This window comes from Myxococcales bacterium, assembly GCA_016717005.1.
Lineage (GTDB): Bacteria > Myxococcota_A > Polyangia > Haliangiales > Haliangiaceae > UBA2376.
The window spans coordinates 40526-56928 of record JADJUF010000014.1; the positions used below are offsets into that span (position 1 = coordinate 40526).

Below are 16403 nucleotides of genomic sequence, written 5' to 3' on the forward strand. Positions count from 1 at the left end.
GCGGTCGCCGCCAGCCCCGGGGCGCGTGCTAGAACCGCGGCGATGTCCGCAGAGCCCCCCGCGATCGCCCGCCGCAAGGCCGACCACATCGAGGTCGCGGCCTCGGGTGCGGCCGACTTCGCCGAGCGCACGACGCTGCTCGAGCACGTCCACCTGATCCACCAGGCGCTGCCCGAGCTGGCGGTCGACGAGCTCGACCTCGCGACCGAGCTGTGCGGCCGGACGCTGGCGGCGCCGCTGATGGTCACCGGCATGACCGGCGGCACCGGCGACGCCGCGCAGATCAACCGCGACATCGCGACCGCGGCCGCGGCGGCCGGGCTGGCGATGGGCGTCGGGTCGCAGCGCGCCATGGCCGAGCACCCCGAGCTGGTGGCCACGTTCCGGGTCAAGGACGTCGCGCCCGACGTGTTCCTGATCGGCAACCTCGGCGTGGTCCAGGCCGGCGCGCTCGGCGTCGAGCGCTGTCGCGAGCTGATCCGTCAGATCGAGGCCGACGCGCTGGCGATCCACCTGAACCCCGGCCAGGAGCTGATCCAGGCCGACGGCGATCGCGACTTCCGCGGCGCGGTCGACACGATCGCCCGGCTGGTCGACGCGCTGCCGGTGCCGGTGATCGTCAAGGAGACCGGCTGCGGGCTGTCGGTGCAGGCGGCGGCGCGCCTCAAGGCGATCGGCGTCACCACCGTCGACGTCGCCGGCGCCGGCGGCACCAGCTGGGTCGCGGTCGAGGCGCGGCGCGCGGCCGAGGGCTCGCCGGCCCGGGCGCTCGGCACCGAGCTGTGGGACTGGGGCGTGCCGACCGCGATCGCGACGCTCGCGTGCGCGACCGCGGGGCTGACGACGATCGCGTCGGGCGGCCTGCGCAGCGGCCACGACGTGGCCCGGGCCCTGGCGCTGGGCGCGACCCTCGGCGGGCTGGCGGCGCCGGTGCTGCGGGCCCAGCGCGCCGGCGGCGTGGCCGCGATCACCGAGCTGCTCGACGGGGTCATCACCTCGATCCGCACGATCATGCTCCTGACCGGCTCGCGCCGGCCGGTCGACCTGCGCGCGGCGCCGCGCCACCTCGGTGCGCCGCTGCGCGGGTGGATCGGCGATCTCGGCCTGCCGGCTTTGGGCGTGGCCCGGCCGTGAGCGCGGGCGCCACCCGCGGGCGCGGGGCCGGCAAGGTGATCGTGCTGGGCGAGCACGCCGCGGTCTACGGCCACGCGGCGGTCGCGGGCGCGATCGATCGCGCGGTCGTGGCCACGGCGACGGCGCGCCCGGGGCCGCTGACCCTGGCGGTCACCGGCGCGTTCACGGTCGCGGTGGCCGCCGCCGACGATCACCCGGTGGCCGCGGCGCTGCGCGCGATCGCCGCGGCGCTGGCGGTCGACGGCGGCCACGCGATCACGGCCGAGGCGACGCTGCCGGCCGGCGCCGGGCTGGGCTCGTCGGCGGCGCTGTGCGTGGCGGTGACGCGGGCGCTGGCGGCGGCGGGCGGGCGGGCGCTGACCGACGCCGAGGTCGCCGCGATCGCCAACGACGCCGAGCGCAGCTTCCACGGCAACCCCAGCGGCCTCGACGCCGCCCTCGCGGCCCACGGCGGGCTCGGCCGGTTCGTGCGCGGCCACGGGCTCACGCCGATCGTCGGGCCGCCGCTGCCGATGGCGATCGGCCTGTCGGGCGAGCCGCGCTCGACCGCGGCCATGGTGGCGCGCGTCGCCGACGCGCGCGCCGCCGATCGCGCCGCCGCCGACCGACGCCTGGCCCGCCTGGGCGCGCTGGCCGACGACGCCAGCGCCTGGCTGACGACCGGCGCGACCGCCTGGCCGGCGCTGGGCGCGGCCATGGACGAGGCCCACGCGCACCTCGCGGCGCTGGGCGTGTCGACGCCCGGGCTCGACGCGATGGTGGCCGCGGCCCGCGCCGCGGGCGCGCTCGGCGCCAAGCTCACCGGCGGCGGCGGCGGCGGCGCGGTGATCGCGCTCGCGCCCGGCCGTGAGGACGCGGTCGTCGCCGCGTGGGCCGCGCTCGGCGCGACCGGCTTCGTCACCACCGTGGGAGCACCGCCATGATCGGCACCGCAATCACCGCGCGCGCGTGCGCCAACATCGCGCTCGTCAAGTACTGGGGCAAGCGCGACGCCGCCCGCAACCTGCCGGCGGCCGGCAGCCTGTCGCTGACGCTCGACGCGCTCACGACCGTCACGACCGTGCGGTTCGATCCGGCGCTGGCCGCCGACGCGATGGTGCTCGACGGCGCGCCCGCCGCCGCCCCGGTGCTGGCCCGCACCAGCGCGTGGCTCGATCGCGTGCGCGCCCTGGCCGGCACCGACGCCCGGGCCGCGATCGACACCGCCAACCACTTCCCGACCGCGTCGGGGCTGGCGTCGTCGGCGTCCGGCTTCGCGGCGCTGGCGCTGGCCGCCACCCGGGCCGCCGGGCTCGCGCTCGACGGCGGCGCGCTGTCGCGGCTGGCGCGGCTGGGCTCGGGCTCGGCCGCGCGCTCGATCTACGGCGGCCTCGTGCGCATGCACGCCGGCGCCCGCGCGGACGGCGCCGACGCGATCGCCACGCCGATCGACGCCGCGCCGGCGTTCGTCGCCGGGCTGCGCATGGTCATCGCCGAGGTCGGCGGCGGCGCGCCGAAGACCCACGGCTCGCGCGACGCGATGGATCACTGCGCCGCGACCTCGCCGCTGTACGCCGCGTGGGTGGCGTGCGTGCCCGACGATCTGCGCGCGGCCGAGGCCGCGATCGCGACCGGCGACCTCGCGGCGCTGGGCGCGGTCACCGAGGGCAGCGCGCTGGCGATGCACGCCGCGGCGATCGCGTCGCGGCCGACGGTGCTGTACTGGCAGCCGGCGACGCTGGCGGCGCTGGCCGAGGTCCGCGCGCTGCGCGGGCGCGGCCTCGGCGCCTGGGCGACGATGGACGCCGGCCCGCACGTCAAGGTGCTGACCGCGGCCGCCGACGCCGCCGCGGTCGCGGCCGCGATGACGGCGGTGCCCGGCGTGACCGCGGTGACCGTCGCCGCCGCCGGCCCGGGCGTGGAGCTGACGTGACCGGCTGGCGCGCGACCGCGCCCGGCAAGGTCATGCTGGCCGGCGAGTACGCCGTGCTCGACGGCGGCGTCGCGATCATGGTCGCGGTCGATCGCCGGGCCCACGCCGCGCTCGGCGCCGCGCCGGCGCCGCCGTCGGAGTTCCTGGCCGCGGCCGCCGAGGTGCTCGCGGCCGAGGTCGGCGCCGACGCCGCCGCGGCGCTGGCCCGGGTCACCGTCGACACCGAGGCGCTGCGCCAGGACGGCGTCAAGCTGGGCCTGGGCTCGTCGGCCGCCGCGACCGTGGCCGCGATCGGCGCGGCGCTGCACGCGGTCGCGCGGTTCGATCGGGCCGAGGTCGGGCGCCTGGCCGCCGCGGCCCACGCCCGCGCCCAGGGCCGCCGCGGCGCGCCGGGCAGCGGCGCCGACGTCGCGACCTCGACCCACGGCGGCGCGCTGGCGTTCACGCGCGGCGCGGTGACGCCGCTGGCGCTGCCGGCCGACCTGGCGCTCGACTTCGCGTGGACCGGCGCCGCCGCCGACACCGCGACGCTGGTCGCCGCGGTCACCGCGACCCGGGGCCGGCCCGCGGTCGAGGACGCCCTCGCCGCGATCGCCCGCGCCGCCGCCGACCTCGCCGCCGCCACGACCGCCGCCGCCGCGCTGACCGGCTTCGCCGCCGCCGCCGCCGCGACCGCGGCCCTGGCCGCCGCCACCGACGTCGCGCTGGTGCCACCGGCGGTGACCGCGCTCCAGGCCCGGCTGGCGCCGCTCGGCGCGGTCGCCAAGACCACCGGCGCCGGTGGCGGCGACGTCGTCGCGATCGTCCGCCCTGCGGCGCTCGATCGTAACCAGGTGACCGCGGCGATCGTCGAAGCCGGACTTTGGCCGCTGGCGCTCACCGTCGATCCGACCGGGGTGGACATCACCCGGACAGCTGCGTAAGGTCCGCCGGCGTGTCGTCTCGCCTGCATGGCTTCCACGCCCGGACCGTCGACGAGCGTCGCCGTCACCTCGCCGACCAAGGCCTCGACCTCGACGACCTCGACGGTGGCCTGAGCCTCGCCGACGCCGCGGGCATGATCGAGAACGTCGTCGGCCGCTACGCCCTGCCGCTGGCGGTCGCGACCAACTTCACCGTCGACGGCGTCGACGCGCTGGTGCCGATGGCGGTCGAGGAGGCGTCGATCGTCGCGGCCGCGTCCAACGCCGCGCGGATGGCCCGCGCCGGCGGCGGCTTCACCGCGATCGTGCGCCCGGCCATCGTCACCGGCCAGATCCAGCTGGTCCACGTCGTCGACGCCGTCGCCGCCGCGGCCCGGCTCACCGACGCCGCGCCCGCGATCCTGGCCCGGGCCCGGGCCCTGACGCCACGGCTGGTGGCCCGGGGCGGCGGCCCGCGCGCGGTCTCGGCGCGGGTGCTCGCGACCGCCGGCCTCGACGGCGGCGTGGTCGTGGTCCACGTCGACGTCGACTGCTGCGACGCGATGGGCGCCAACCTGGTCAACACGCTGTGCGAGCTGCTGGCGCCCGACCTCGCGGCCCGGGCCGACGGCGCGGTCGGCCTGCGCATCCTCACCAACCTCACCGATCAGCGCACGGTCACGGTCGCGTGCGCGATCCCGCTGACGGCGCTGGCCGACGCCCGCACCGACGGCGCCACCGTCGCGGCCGGGGTCGCGGCCGCGTCGCGCTTCGCCGAGGCCGATCGCTACCGCGCCGCCACCCACAACAAGGGCATCATGAACGGCGTCGACGCGGTCCTGGTCGCGACCGGCCAGGACTGGCGCGCGGTCGAGGCCGGCGCCCACGCCTGGGCCGCGCGCGCCGGCGGCTACGCCCCGCTCGCGACCTGGCACGTCGACGGCGACCACCTGCGCGGCCAGCTCGAGCTGCCGCTCGCGGTCGGCACCGTCGGCGGCGCGCTCCACGTCCACCGCGGCGCCCGCGCGATGCTGGCCCTGGCCGGCGTGACCTCCGCGGCCCGCCTGGCGGCGCTGGCCGCGGCCGCCGGGCTCGCGTGCAACCTCGCGGCGCTGCGCGCGCTCGCCACCGACGGCATCCAGCGCGGGCACATGGCGCTGCACGCGCGCGCGGTGGCCCGGGCCGCCGGCGCCGACGGCGAGCTGATCGACGCGCTCGCCGCCGAGCTGGTGGCCGGCGGCGACCTCCGGCCCGAGACCGCGGCCACCCTCCTGACCCAGCTCAAGGGTGCTACCTTGGCCACGAGCCCATGATCCACCGCATCGGCGATCGCCGCGCCACCGCCCAGGCCGTGCCCCTGCCGCCCTCGCTCGAGGTCGGCGCGTGCTACCGCTACTGTGAGGCGCTGTGCCGCGCCCACCACCACAACTTCCCGGTGGCGTCGATCTTCGCGCGCTCGAACCTGCGCCAGCACATCTTCGCGATCTTCGCGTTCGCGCGGGTCGCCGACGACTTCGCCGACGAGCCCGCCTACGAGGGCCGGCGCGCGCGCGAGCTCGATCGCTGGGAGGAGCTGCTGCACCAGACCTACTTCGGGCGCCCGCCCGAGCACCCGGTGTTCGTGGCCCTGGCGGCGACGATCAAGTCGCTGGCGCTGCCGATCACCGAGTTCACCAAGCTGGTGTCCGGATTCCGGACCGATCTCGAGACCCGGCGCTACGCGACCTGGAACGACCTGCGCGACTACACGCGCGAGGCCGCCGAGCCGGTCGGCCACCTGCTCCTGTACATCGGCGGCTATCGCGCGCCCGAGCTGCACGCGTACGCCGACGACCTCGCCACCGGGCTGGCGTTCGCGCGCCTGATCCAGGACATGCCGGCCGACCTCGCGCGCGGCCGCATCTACGTGCCGCAGGAGGACCTGCGCCACTTCGGCGTCAGCGAGGCCGACATCGAGGCCCGCCGCGCGACCCCGGCGATCGCGGCGCTGGTCCGCTACCTGGTCGCGCGCACCCGGGCGCTGTTCGAGCGGGCCCGGCCGCTGATCGACATGGTCGGCGCCGACCTCGCGGTCGAGCTGGCGCTGATGTGGCACGGCGGCATGCGCATCCTCGACAAGATCGGCGCGGCCGGGCCGCGGCTGTTCGTCGAGCGGCCGCGGATCACCACCGCCGACAAGGCGCTGGTGGTGTCGCGCGCGCTGGCGTGGCGCGGCGAGACGCTGGGCCCGCGCGCGATCGCGCTGGTGCGGCGCACGTTCGTCGGCGGGTGATCAGCGACCGCGTCGCGGGCGTCAGGACAGCGACAGCCAGTGATCGGCGGCGCCGCGCAGCTTCTTGGTGAAGCTCGCCGGGAAGCACTTGATCACGTACTCGACGGCCTGCTGCTTGAGCTCGGCGTCGAGGGGATCGGGCACGTCCATGTTGCCGTCCTCGGCGTTGGGCCGGACGCCGAGGCGCACGACCTCGGTCAAGCGCAGCACGTGCAAGCGGTTCATGAAGAGCGCGTACGCGATGCCGAGAAACAGCTCTTCCTGGGTCGAGTCGAGGGCGGACATCGCCCAATGAGTATCACAGCTTGCGGTCGTGCGTGGGGCCGTCGTCACGGTCGTGGGCCCGCGGCGCGGATCGCCGCCGGCCAAGCAGCCCGCAGCCACTGATCGCCGCCGCCCGGCCCGAGCCCCGCCCGAGGCCGCGTTCGCGGCCCGTTCGCCCCAGGTCAGCCCCGGCGCTTGCGCTCGGCCAGCGCCGCCAGGCGGGCCTTGAGCTCGGCCTCGAACCCCGACTCGGTCGGCGTGTACATGCGCGTACCGACCAGCGCCTCGGGCAGGTAGTCGGCCGGCACGTACGCCCCCTCGAACTCGTGCGGGTACTTGTAGCCCTGGCCGTGACCCATCGCCCGGGCCAGCCCCGTCGACGCCGGCCGCAGCGCCGCCGGCACCGGCAGCGCGCCGTGCTCGCGCACCGCCTTGCGCGCGGCGGCGTAGGTCGTGAGCGCGGTGTTCGACTTGGGCGCGCACGCCAGGTAGACCACGGCCTGGGTCATGACCAGCGCGCCCTCGGGCAGGCCGACCAGCCCGTAGGCCGACAGCGCGCTGACCGCGACCACCAGCGCCTGGGGATCGGCGTTGCCGATGTCCTCGGACGCGAAGATCACCAGGCGCCGCAGGATGAAGCGCGGATCGTCGCCGGCCTCGAGCATGCGCGTCATCCAGTACGCGGCGGCGTCGGGATCCGAGCCGCGCAGGCTCTTGATCAGCGCGCTGACCACGCCGTAGTGCTCGTCGCCGGCGCGATCGTAGGTGAGCACCTTGCCCTGGGCGGCCTCGGCCACGTGCTCGGCGGTGATCGTCACCGGCGGCTCGGCGCCGGCCAGCTCGGCCGCCGCCTCGAGGATGCCGAGCCCGCGCCGCGCGTCGCCCCCGGCCAGGGCCACGAGCTGCTCGATCGTGTCGTCCGCGATCCGGACGTCGAGCCCGCCGAGGCCGCGGTCGTGGTCGGCCAGGGCCCGGCGCACGATCGTCGCGATCACCTCGTCGGTCAGGGCCTCGAGCCGCACCACCCGGCACCGCGACAGCAGCGCGCCGACCACGCCGAACGAAGGATTCTCGGTGGTGGCGCCGACCAGGGTCACGGTCCCGGCCTCGACGTGGGGCAGGAGCGCGTCCTGCTGGGTCTTCGAGAACCGGTGGATCTCGTCGATGAACAGCACGGTGCGGCGCCCGTATTGATCGCGGCGCTCGGCGGCCCCGGCCACGGCCTCGCGCATGTCCTTGACCCCGGCCTCGACCGCCGACAGCGTGATCAGATGTGCGCGGATCGCCTCCGCCACCAGCCGGGCGAGGGTGGTCTTTCCAGTCCCAGGCGGCCCCCAGAGCAAGAGCGACGGGATCGTGCGCCCCGCCGCGAGCTGCCCCAGGAGCTTGCCCGGACCCACGAGGTGCCCCTGGCCGGCGAACTCTGCCAGCGATCGCGGGCGCATGCGCTCGGCGAGGGGCTGACCGACGCGGCGCGACGCGGCGTTCTGGGCGAAGAGATCCACGGGGACCCACCGACGATCGCGGTGTGGCCGCACCGTGTCAATGCGGCGAGGTCGCGACACCCCTGGTGACGGCAAACCCGGCCACCCGATCCGCCAGGGAGGGGGGGCCGATCTGTGATCTCACCGGGTTGTGAGGTGCGGGCGACCGCCCGCAGCGTGGCACCGACCTTGCTCTATCCACAGGCATGACCGCTCTCGACCGCGTGTACCAGTACCGGCTGCTGCTGGGGAAGGCCGCGTCGGGGGCCGGGCTGTCCTTCGATGAGATCGAGGCGCTCACCGCCCTCGAGGCGGCGTTCGCCGAGGACGCCAGCCCGGCGGTCGACGGCCGCCGCTTCCGGCGCGAGTCCGTCGCGCTGCCGGCGATCGTCCGCGGCGGCAAGCTCCACGACGCGATCACCGTCTCGGACATCGGGCCCGGGGGCATGGTGTGCGCCAGCGCGCCCTACGCCGAGGTCGGCTGCGCCGTCGAGATCGTCATCGACGACATCGAGCTCGGCCTGACCTACCGCTTCAAGGCCCGCGTCCAGTGGATGCGCGAGGACGGCGACGACTACGCGCTCGGGTTCGCCTGGACCGGCACGCCGGTGCTGCTCCGCCACGGCAACTCGCTCGCGGCCGATCCGGCGCTGGCGAAGCTGGCGGCGTGATCGCGCTGGGGTGGTAGCCTCGAGGCGCATGCGCGCCGTCCTCGTCTGCGTGGCCGTCCTCGGCGGCGCGGGTTGCTACACCAACGCATTCTCCAACGCCGCCAAGGCCAAGGAGATCCAGCGCAAGAGCCTCGCCAAGGCCCTGCCCGCGCACCTCGAGGTCGCGACGCCGGTGCCGGGCACCTCGCGCACCGCGAGCGTGCGGGTCTGGGTCGACGACGACTTCCGCAGCCAGAACGTGCGGTGGCGGGCGCAGATCGAGGAGCAGCTCGACGAGGCCAACCAGCTGCTGGCGCCGGCGGTCGGCATCCGGCTGGTGGCCAAGGACATGCAACCGTGGCCGGCCCGGAGCGCCGATCGGCCGCTGGGCGAGGTGCTGGCCGCGCTCGAGGCCAAGGACCCCGGCGACGACGTCGACTGGGTGATCGGCTACGCGTCGTCGCTGACCCTGGTCGAGGGCTCGTTCGAGCAGCTCGGCATGGCCCGGCCGCTGGGTCGGCACCTGGTCGTGCGCGGCTACGCCGACGTGGTCGAGCGCGCCGGCTTCGAGCGGGCGTTCCCCGACACCACCGCCGAGGAGCGCGAGCGCGTGCACCAGGCCCGGCGCCGCCACAAGCAGACGGTCGTGCTGCTGCACGAGCTGGCGCACACGCTGGGCGCGCCGCACGAGAGCGATCCGGTGTGGCTCCTGGCCACGGTCTACTCGCCGGAGATGGCGACCCTGTCCGAGCCGTGCCGCGCGATCATGCAGCTCGGCCTCGAGACCTGGCTCGTGCCGCGCGCCAGCTTCGACGTGCGCGCGCTGGCGGCGCGGCTCAACGGCTACTTCGAGACCAACCCGTGGGGCGGCTGGATCGCCGACGACAAGGGCGCGCTCCAGGCCGAGCTGCGGGTGATGCTCGAGTCCGGCGGCGGCGGGCCCGCGGCCCAGCTCGGCGGCGAGGCGCTCGAGCAGCTCACGCGCGCGCGCCGGCTCGCGCAGGCCGGCAAGCTCGCCGACGCGCTGGCCGAGCTCGAGGCCCTGTCGGCCGCCTACCCGGCCACCGGCGACGTGCGCCAGGCCATCTGCGAGGTCCGGATCGGCAAGGACGGCGCCGCCGCCGAGGCCACCGCCAAGGCGTGCGCGCGCGTGCTCGAGGTCGCGCCCGACGATCCGCGGCCGCTGTTCGCGATGGCCGGCGGATTCCTGGCCGCGAACGACCGCGCCGCCGCGCTGCGCTACCTCGCCCAGGTCGACGGGCTGGCCGGCGAGCGCGTCGACGTGTGGCTGACGCTGGCGCAGATCTACATGAGCCAGGGCCTGGTCACGCTGGCCGAGCGCGCCGCCGACCGCGCCGAGGCCGTGACCGCCGGCGCCGCGGACGAGGTGCGGGTCTGGGCGTCGCGCACCCGCGGGCGCTACGGCCTGCCACCCGGCGGCGCGCCCGGCGGGATCGCGCTCGCCGACGAGGGCGACTACGTCAACGCCGTGCGCGAGCTGCTCGCGGCGATCTACGCCGACAAGTTCGCGGTCGCCAAGCAGCAGGCCGCCGCCGCCGGCAAGCGCTGGAAGGGCGCGCCCGGCCTGCTCGCGGCCCGGTGCGATCTCGCGCTGCGCCAGCAGCAGCTCGGCGCCGCGCGCGCGCTGTGCGATCAGGCGATCGCGGCCTGGTCGGGCGCGGCCTGGGCGCTGTACCTGCGCGGGGTGCTGCTGGTCGGCGCCGGCAAGGTCCAGCCGGCGATCGCGTCGCTGCGGGCGGCGATCGCCGCCGAGCCCGAGCTGGCCCAGGCCTACCGCACGCTGGCCAAGGCCCTCGATCGCGCCGGCGACGCCGTCGGCCGCGCCGAGCTCGCCGCCGCGTACGCGCAGCGCTTCGGCGCGAAGCTCCCGTGACGGCGACGGGTCGAAACGATCCGCTCGATCTATAATCGCGAGCCGTGGGGTTCCTCCGCCGGATGTTCTCGCCTGATCACCGGGCGGCGCGCGCCGCCGAGGCGGCCGGCGATCCCGACGCCGCGGCCACGCACTACGGGCTGGCCGGCGACCGCGAGGGCGCGGTCCGCATGCACCTGGCCCGGGCCGCGCGCGCGCCCGATCGCGCCGGCGAGATCGCCGCGCTGCGCGACGCGCTGCACTGGGCCGGCGACGAGGCGCCGCTGGTCGCGCAGGCGTCCGCGGCGCTGGGCCGGGCGCTGGTCGCCAAGGCCAAGGCCGAGGGGATCGCGACCGCGCGCGATCGCGAGCGCGTGCGCGAGGCCGCGACGCTGCTCGTCGCCGGCGGCGCCTTCCGCGAGGCCGGCGACGCGTTCCAGGCGATCGACGATCTCGCGGCCGCGGCCCAGGCGTTCTCCGACGCCGGCCTGATCGATCGGGTCGAGCGGGCGCTCGGCGAGGACGAGCTCCGCGCGACCGCCGAGAAGACCGCGCGCGACGCGTTCGCCGACTACGAGCTGCACCGCCGGCTGGGCCGGCGCAGCCAGGCCAAGGCCGCGCTGGCCGCCAGCCTCGCCGCCGAGCCGTCCGACGATCGGCAGCGGGTGCTCGACGCGCTCGCCGCCGACCTGATCAGCGGCGGCCGGGTCGAGCTGCGCCCGCGCGGGCTCGACCCGGTGATCGTCACGGCGCGACCGCTGGTGGCGCTGGGCCGCGACGCCGTGTGCGACCTGCCGCTGCGCGCCGGCGGCGTGTCGCGTCGCCACGCCGAGATCGAGGTGTCGGCCACCGGCTTCACGATCGGCGACGGCGGCTCGCGCAACGGCACGCTGATCGGCGGCCTGCCGGTGGCCGGCAAGATGCCGCTGGTCGGCGCCGGCGCGGTCGAGCTCGGCGAGGACTGCAAGGTCGAGTACGAGCTGCACGGCAGCCCGGGCGTGCTGTTCCTGCGGATCGCGACCGGGCTCGATCGGGGGCGCCGGCTGGTCGTGACCCGCCCCGGCCAGCGGGTCGATCTGACCGCGACCGGCCTGGCGTGCGAGCTGGTGTTCGAGGCCGGCGCGCCGTGGCTGGGCCGACCGGCCGGCGGGTTCCAGCTCGGCGCCGACCGGATCGGCACCGGCGCCGTCCAGCTGATCGTCGGCGACGTGCTCACCTGGGACGACCTCACCATCGACGTGGCGGCATGAGCCTCTGGGCGCGCTGGTTCGGGCGCAGGCGCGCGCCCGCGGCGCCGACGCCGGCCGAGCCGGCGGTGCTGCGCGACGAGGACGACGCGTGGCTCGAGCAGCTCACGAGCGCGTGCGGCGACGGCCGCCGGCTCGACGAGCTCGGCTCGACCGACACCCTCGCCCACCTCGCGGGCCTGTGGCAGCGCGGGCACGAGCGGCTCGCGACCGAGTGGCTCGAGAAGCTGATCGCCGTGCCCGAGGCCCCGGCCGAGGCGATCACGACGCTGCGCGCCCGCCTGGTCGACTGGCTCGAGGCCCGCCACGAGCTCGAGCGCGGGCTGGTCCACCTGCAGGCGCTCGCCGTCACCGACGCCCACGCGGTGCGCGCCAACTACCTGCTGGCCGAGCACTACCGCAAGCTCGGCGACGATCACGCCGCGCTCCGGCACTACGAGGCGGTGCTGGCGCGCGACGTCGACTACCCCAACGTCCGGGCGCGGGTCGAGCGCCTGCGCGTGGCCCGCGGCCTGACCGCGCCGTCGGCGGGCGAGACGATCGCCGGCGCCGACGTCGTCGGCATCGGGGCCGGGGCCCGCTACCGGCTGGTGCGCGAGCTCGGCCGCGGCGCGACCGGCGTCGTCTACCTGGCCCGCGACGCCGAGTTCGAGCGCGACGTCGCGGTCAAGCTCCTGCACCCGCACCTGGCCACGGCCGGCCAGGCCAGCGCGGTCGAGCGGTTCTTCGGCGAGGCCCGGCTGATGGCGTCGCTGCGCCACCCCAACGTCGTCGCGGTGCTCGACCTCGAGGAGAAGTCGCGCCGGCTGGTGCTCGAGCTCGCGGCCGGCGGCACGCTGCGCGATCTGCTGCGCGAGCGCGGCCCGCGCTCGATCCGCCGCGCGATCGAGCGGCACGTGCAGCTGCTCGCGGCGCTGGCCGCGGCCCACCGACGCGGCGTCGTCCACCGCGACGTCAAGCCCGGCAACCTGATGTTCCGGCGCGATCCTGATCAGGCCGGGGTCGAGATCATGCTGGGCGACTTCGGCGTCGCGCAGCTGCCCGACGCGCACGGCAGCACCGGCGCCGACGTGGCCCACGGCCGCCGCGCCGCCGAGGCCGTCGGCACGCTCGCGTACATGAGTCCGGACCAGCGCCGCGGCGCCGAGCCGGTGCCGGCCGATGACCTGTACGCGACCGCGGTGGTGCTCTACGAGATGCTGATCGGCCACCACCCGTGGTCGCGCGAGCAGATCCTGGCCGGCACGCGGACGCGCCACGACTTCCACCTGCCCGACGCGGTCACCGCGACCGCGCCGCCGGAGCTGGCGGCGGCGCTGGTCGCGCACCTCGATCGGCTGGGCGACCCGGTCACCGCCGCGCGCCCGACCACCGACGTCGCGCTGGCCGAGGCGATCGCGCTCCGGGCCCAGGCGATCGCCGTCGACGCGCGCTGAGTTTCCAGAGGGCCTGTCGCCAGGCCCTCCCCCGTCGGGGGCAAGCCCCGACGGGGCCCCCACCCACGACGCGAGACTCCCGGCGCGTGGACCGGTGCTCGACCGAAAAACTTACAAGCCTGATCTGAGTTGCAGCGGGTCCGTCGCCAGGTCCCGACGAGCCGCCCCTCCGAGGCGCGAGACGCGTCGACCGGTGCGCGACCGAACCCCTGGCAAGCGCTGACCGCGGCCCGTCAGCGCGCGCGGGGCAGCCACGCGGTCGCGGCCGCGCGCTTGTCGGCGAACTCGTCGCCGGCGGCGGTCCAGGTCGCGATCGCGTGCTCGGCCAGCGCGCGCGCGCGCCGGCGATCGCCACCGGCGGCGACCAGCGCCTGGGCCAGGCCGAGCTCGGCCTCGGCCTGCTCGTTGGGATCCTGATCGGGGCCGGCGCGGCGCGCGACCGCGCGCTCGAGCCACGCGACCGCGTCGCGCGCGCGGCCCCGGGCCAGCTCGGCCATGCCGCGCCCGTACTCGACGTGGGCCAGGAGCGGGTGGGCGGGCCCGAGCGCGGCGGTGATGATCGTGCCGGCGCGGGTGAACGCCGCGATCGCGTCGGCGGCGCGACCGCCAGCGCGGAGGGCCTCGCCGTAGTTGATCAGCGCGACCGCGACGTTCGGGTGCTCGGGCCCGAGCGCCTGCTCGAAGATCGCCAGGGCGCGCTCGTCGTAGCCGATCGCCAGCGCCACCGCGCCGGTGTTCTTGGCCTCGATCGCGGTGTTGACCAGCGAGGTCGCGACGTCGAGGTGATCGGGGCCGAGCGTGCGCTCGCGGATCGCCAGGAGCTCCTGGTTGAGCGCGAGCGCCTCGGCGTGCTGGTTCAGGTGCGAGTAGGCCCCGCCGAGATCCGACATGGCCGACAGCGTGCGCGGGTGCTCGGGGCCGCGCGCCGCGCGGTAGATCGCGACCGCGCGCTCGAGCTTGGTCAGCGCCGCCCCGCTGTGCCCCGACTTGTTCTCGCACGCCGCGAGGGCCTCGAGGCTCTGCGCGATCTGCACGTGGGCGGGCCCGAGCACGCGCTCGCGCGTCGCCAGGATCGGCGTCAGCGCCGCGCGACACTGGGCAAGCTCGCCGCGCTGGTAGAGCAGCATCGCGCGGTTGGTCGCGATCGTCAGCGCGTACGGGTGCTCGGCGCCCAGCGCCGCGACCACCGCCGGCTCGAGCCGCGCGAACACCGCCTCGGCCTGGTCGTACTCGCCCTGATCGGTCAACACCAGCGCCAGCAGGCCGTCGACCTGGAACCGCGCCATCGGGTCGAGGTCGCGCTCCTCGAGGATCGGCGCCAGCGCCGCCGCGGCCCGGGCCGGCTGCCCCTGGGCTCGCGCCAGGTCGGCCAGCCCCAGCGCCAGATCCAGGCGCTTGCCGAGCGGCCGCCCGAGCGCGTCGACCGCGGCCGCCCCCAGCTCGCCCCAGGACGCCGCGCCGTCGAGATCGCCGCGCTCGTCGGCGTCGAGCGCGAGCAGCTCGAGGTACGCGGTGGCCAGGTGCCCGCGATCGCCGCCCCGGGTGGCCGCGGCGGCGGCGTCGACCAGATCGGCGCGGGCCGGATCGAACCGACCGACGCCGATCGCGTGGCCCGCGCGCACGATCAGGGCCTCGGCCTCGATCGGCGGATAGCCGAGCTGGCGCGCCGCGGCGACCACGGCGTCGTACGTCGCGTCGTCGGCGTCGTCGGCGCGGCCCGCGAGGGTGGCGAGCCGGGTCTCGAGCTCGACCAGGCCCGCGGCCGCCTCGGGCTGGGTCGGGCGCGGCACCAGGCCGGCGAGGATCTGCGGGTCGGCGCATTCCTCGAGCCGCGGCAGCGTCGTGATCAGCGCGGGCACGTCGGCGATGCGATCGCGGTCGACCCCGACCAGCGTCTCGATGAACGCCGCGGTCTGTTGCCGCCGCACCGCCAGGCACGCCGCGCGCTGGGCGTAGACGCCCTCGGGCTGGGCGTGGCGCACGCGGGTGTCGCGGCAGGCCTCGACCGACGCCGCGCGCCAGTCGCGCTCGAGCTTGGTCAGGCGCGCGTCGACCACCTTGAAGCTGGCGTCGGCGTAGGGCGCGCCGCTGATCCCGAACGCGTCGGCGACCCGGGCCCGCGCGCCGCTCCAGAGGCCCGCGCCGCTGGCGTCGGCCTGGGCGCACGGCGAAGGCGCCGCGCCGCGCCCGACCACCAGCGCCACGACGACCGCGGCGGCCACGACCGCCGCCGCCGCCACCGCGACGTAGGGCCGCGGCCGGCGCAGCCCGCGCTCGAGCTCGTCGAGCAGCGCCGCCATCGTCGGCCACCGCTGCGCCGGCTCGGCCGCGAGCGCGCGCTCGAGCGCGCGCTGGATCCGCGCCGGCACCCCGCGGTTGCGCGGCGGCCGGCGCGCGCCGTCGACGATCTCCTGGCGACGGGCGGGCAGCTCGAAGGCCGTGAACGGCGTCTCGCCGTGCAGCGCTTGCCACAGCGCCACCGCGAACGCGAACTGATCGGCGGCCGGGCCGATCTCGCCCGCGCTCATCTGCTCGGGCGCCATGTACAGCGGCGTGCCCATCACCGAGCCGGCCTCGGTCAGCGACGACGACATCGCGCCGCTCGCGCTCGCCCGCACCGGCGTCGCCGCGGCGACGAGCTCGGGGCGATCGGCCACGCGCACCAGCCCGAAGTCGGTGACCCGCATCCGCCCGTCGCCGCCGACCAGCACGTTGTCGGGCTTGAAGTCGCGGTGGACGAGATCGGCGGCGTGGGCGGCGGCCAGGCCGCGCCCGGCCTGCACGTACGCGCGCACGATGTCGGCCCAGGCCCGATCCCGCTGGTAGGCGCGCAGGTTGCCGCCCGTGGTCAGCTCCATCGCGATGAACACGTCGGCCCCGACCGTGCCGACGTCGAACACCGAGACGACGTTGGGGTGCGCCAGCTTGGCCAGGGCCTGGGCCTCCCGCTGCAAGCGGGCCTTGCCCTCGGTGCCGTCGGCGGCGCGGCTGCGCAGCAGCTTGATCGCGACCCGCCGATCGAGCTCGGGATCGTGGGCGGCGTAGACCACGCCCATGCCGCCGCGGCCGAGCTCGTCCTCGAGCAGGTAGCGCCCGACCCGGGTGCCGACGCGCAGCGCCGGCGACGACGTGCCGCCCATCGACGGCTCGTCGGCCGGGAGGGTCTCGCCGCTCTCGAGCGCGGCCAGCGGGCCGAGCGATCGCGTGGGTTCGTCGTCGCGCACGGTCG

The 16403-nt window shown here is 76.8% G+C and carries 13 protein-coding genes; 10 read left to right on the top strand and 3 right to left on the bottom strand.

Features of this window, described 5'->3' with window-relative positions; all coding sequences use genetic code 11:
• Nucleotides 1-42 precede the first annotated feature (42 nt).
• Genes IPL61_14235 through hpnC form a run of 6 tightly spaced genes read left to right on the top strand, consistent with a single transcriptional unit; the run spans nucleotide 43 to nucleotide 6220 of the window.
• On the top strand, nucleotides 43-1134 hold the full coding sequence (locus IPL61_14235; protein ID MBK9032444.1) for a type 2 isopentenyl-diphosphate Delta-isomerase: 1092 nt from the start codon (nucleotides 43-45) through the stop codon (nucleotides 1132-1134).
• Nucleotides 1131-2057 (top strand): mevalonate kinase, encoded by a 927-nt coding sequence (gene mvk / locus IPL61_14240; GenBank protein MBK9032445.1) that lies wholly within the window; start codon nucleotides 1131-1133, stop codon nucleotides 2055-2057. Before IPL61_14235 ends, mvk begins: the two co-directional genes overlap by 4 nt.
• A complete protein-coding gene (gene mvaD, locus IPL61_14245) occupies nucleotides 2054-3046 on the top strand; it encodes a diphosphomevalonate decarboxylase (protein MBK9032446.1) in 993 nt (330 codons plus the stop codon). Before mvk ends, mvaD begins: the two co-directional genes overlap by 4 nt.
• Nucleotides 3043-3969: a hypothetical protein gene (locus IPL61_14250; protein ID MBK9032447.1), complete on the top strand. Its 927-nt coding sequence runs from the start codon at nucleotides 3043-3045 to the stop codon at nucleotides 3967-3969. The genes mvaD and IPL61_14250 overlap by 4 nt, the downstream gene beginning before the upstream one ends.
• A complete protein-coding gene (locus tag IPL61_14255; GenBank protein MBK9032448.1) occupies nucleotides 3909-5261 on the top strand; it encodes a hydroxymethylglutaryl-CoA reductase, degradative in 1353 nt (450 codons plus the stop codon). The genes IPL61_14250 and IPL61_14255 overlap by 61 nt, the downstream gene beginning before the upstream one ends.
• Nucleotides 5258-6220, top strand: a complete 963-nt coding sequence (gene hpnC / locus IPL61_14260) for a squalene synthase HpnC (GenBank protein MBK9032449.1) — start codon at nucleotides 5258-5260, stop codon at nucleotides 6218-6220. The genes IPL61_14255 and hpnC overlap by 4 nt, the downstream gene beginning before the upstream one ends.
• A gap of 21 nt (nucleotides 6221-6241) precedes the next feature.
• On the opposite strand, the gene IPL61_14265 is transcribed toward hpnC, so the two are convergent.
• Both IPL61_14265 and IPL61_14270 read right to left on the bottom strand, forming a co-directional pair.
• A complete protein-coding gene (locus tag IPL61_14265) occupies nucleotides 6242-6505 on the bottom strand; it encodes a hypothetical protein (GenBank protein MBK9032450.1) in 264 nt (87 codons plus the stop codon).
• A gap of 161 nt (nucleotides 6506-6666) precedes the next feature.
• A complete protein-coding gene (locus IPL61_14270) occupies nucleotides 6667-7929 on the bottom strand; it encodes a replication-associated recombination protein A (GenBank protein ID MBK9032451.1) in 1263 nt (420 codons plus the stop codon).
• Between the two features lie 245 nt (nucleotides 7930-8174).
• Between IPL61_14270 and IPL61_14275 the strand changes: the two genes are divergently transcribed.
• From IPL61_14275 to IPL61_14290, 4 genes are read left to right on the top strand one after another with little or no spacing between them, the layout of a single operon-like run.
• On the top strand, nucleotides 8175-8639 hold the full coding sequence (locus IPL61_14275) for a PilZ domain-containing protein (protein ID MBK9032452.1): 465 nt from the start codon (nucleotides 8175-8177) through the stop codon (nucleotides 8637-8639).
• Between the two features lie 28 nt (nucleotides 8640-8667).
• Complete coding sequence (locus tag IPL61_14280) at nucleotides 8668-10512, top strand: hypothetical protein (protein ID MBK9032453.1); 1845 nt, start codon at nucleotides 8668-8670, stop codon at nucleotides 10510-10512.
• 44 nt (nucleotides 10513-10556) lie between these two features.
• Entirely contained in the window at nucleotides 10557-11741 is a 1185-nt protein-coding gene (locus IPL61_14285) for an FHA domain-containing protein (protein MBK9032454.1), read from the top strand.
• Nucleotides 11738-13174, top strand: a complete 1437-nt coding sequence (locus tag IPL61_14290) for a protein kinase (protein ID MBK9032455.1) — start codon at nucleotides 11738-11740, stop codon at nucleotides 13172-13174. The genes IPL61_14285 and IPL61_14290 overlap by 4 nt, the downstream gene beginning before the upstream one ends.
• Nucleotides 13175-13407: 233 nt before the next feature.
• On the opposite strand, the gene IPL61_14295 is transcribed toward IPL61_14290, so the two are convergent.
• Complete coding sequence (locus IPL61_14295; protein ID MBK9032456.1) at nucleotides 13408-16398, bottom strand: tetratricopeptide repeat protein; 2991 nt, start codon at nucleotides 16396-16398, stop codon at nucleotides 13408-13410.
• Nucleotides 16399-16403: the final 5 nt, after the last annotated feature.

Coding starts and splice junctions, on each gene's coding strand:
- IPL61_14235 (MBK9032444.1), top strand. CDS start 43: ATGTCCGCAGAGCCCCCCGCGATCGCCCGCCGCAAGGCCGACCACATC.
- mvaD (MBK9032446.1), top strand. CDS start 2,054: ATGATCGGCACCGCAATCACCGCGCGCGCGTGCGCCAACATCGCGCTC.
- hpnC (MBK9032449.1), top strand. CDS start 5,258: ATGATCCACCGCATCGGCGATCGCCGCGCCACCGCCCAGGCCGTGCCC.
- IPL61_14265 (MBK9032450.1), bottom strand. CDS start 6,505: ATGTCCGCCCTCGACTCGACCCAGGAAGAGCTGTTTCTCGGCATCGCG.
- IPL61_14270 (MBK9032451.1), bottom strand. CDS start 7,929: ATGCGCCCGCGATCGCTGGCAGAGTTCGCCGGCCAGGGGCACCTCGTG.
- IPL61_14275 (MBK9032452.1), top strand. CDS start 8,175: ATGACCGCTCTCGACCGCGTGTACCAGTACCGGCTGCTGCTGGGGAAG.
- IPL61_14280 (MBK9032453.1), top strand. CDS start 8,668: ATGCGCGCCGTCCTCGTCTGCGTGGCCGTCCTCGGCGGCGCGGGTTGC.
- IPL61_14290 (MBK9032455.1), top strand. CDS start 11,738: ATGAGCCTCTGGGCGCGCTGGTTCGGGCGCAGGCGCGCGCCCGCGGCG.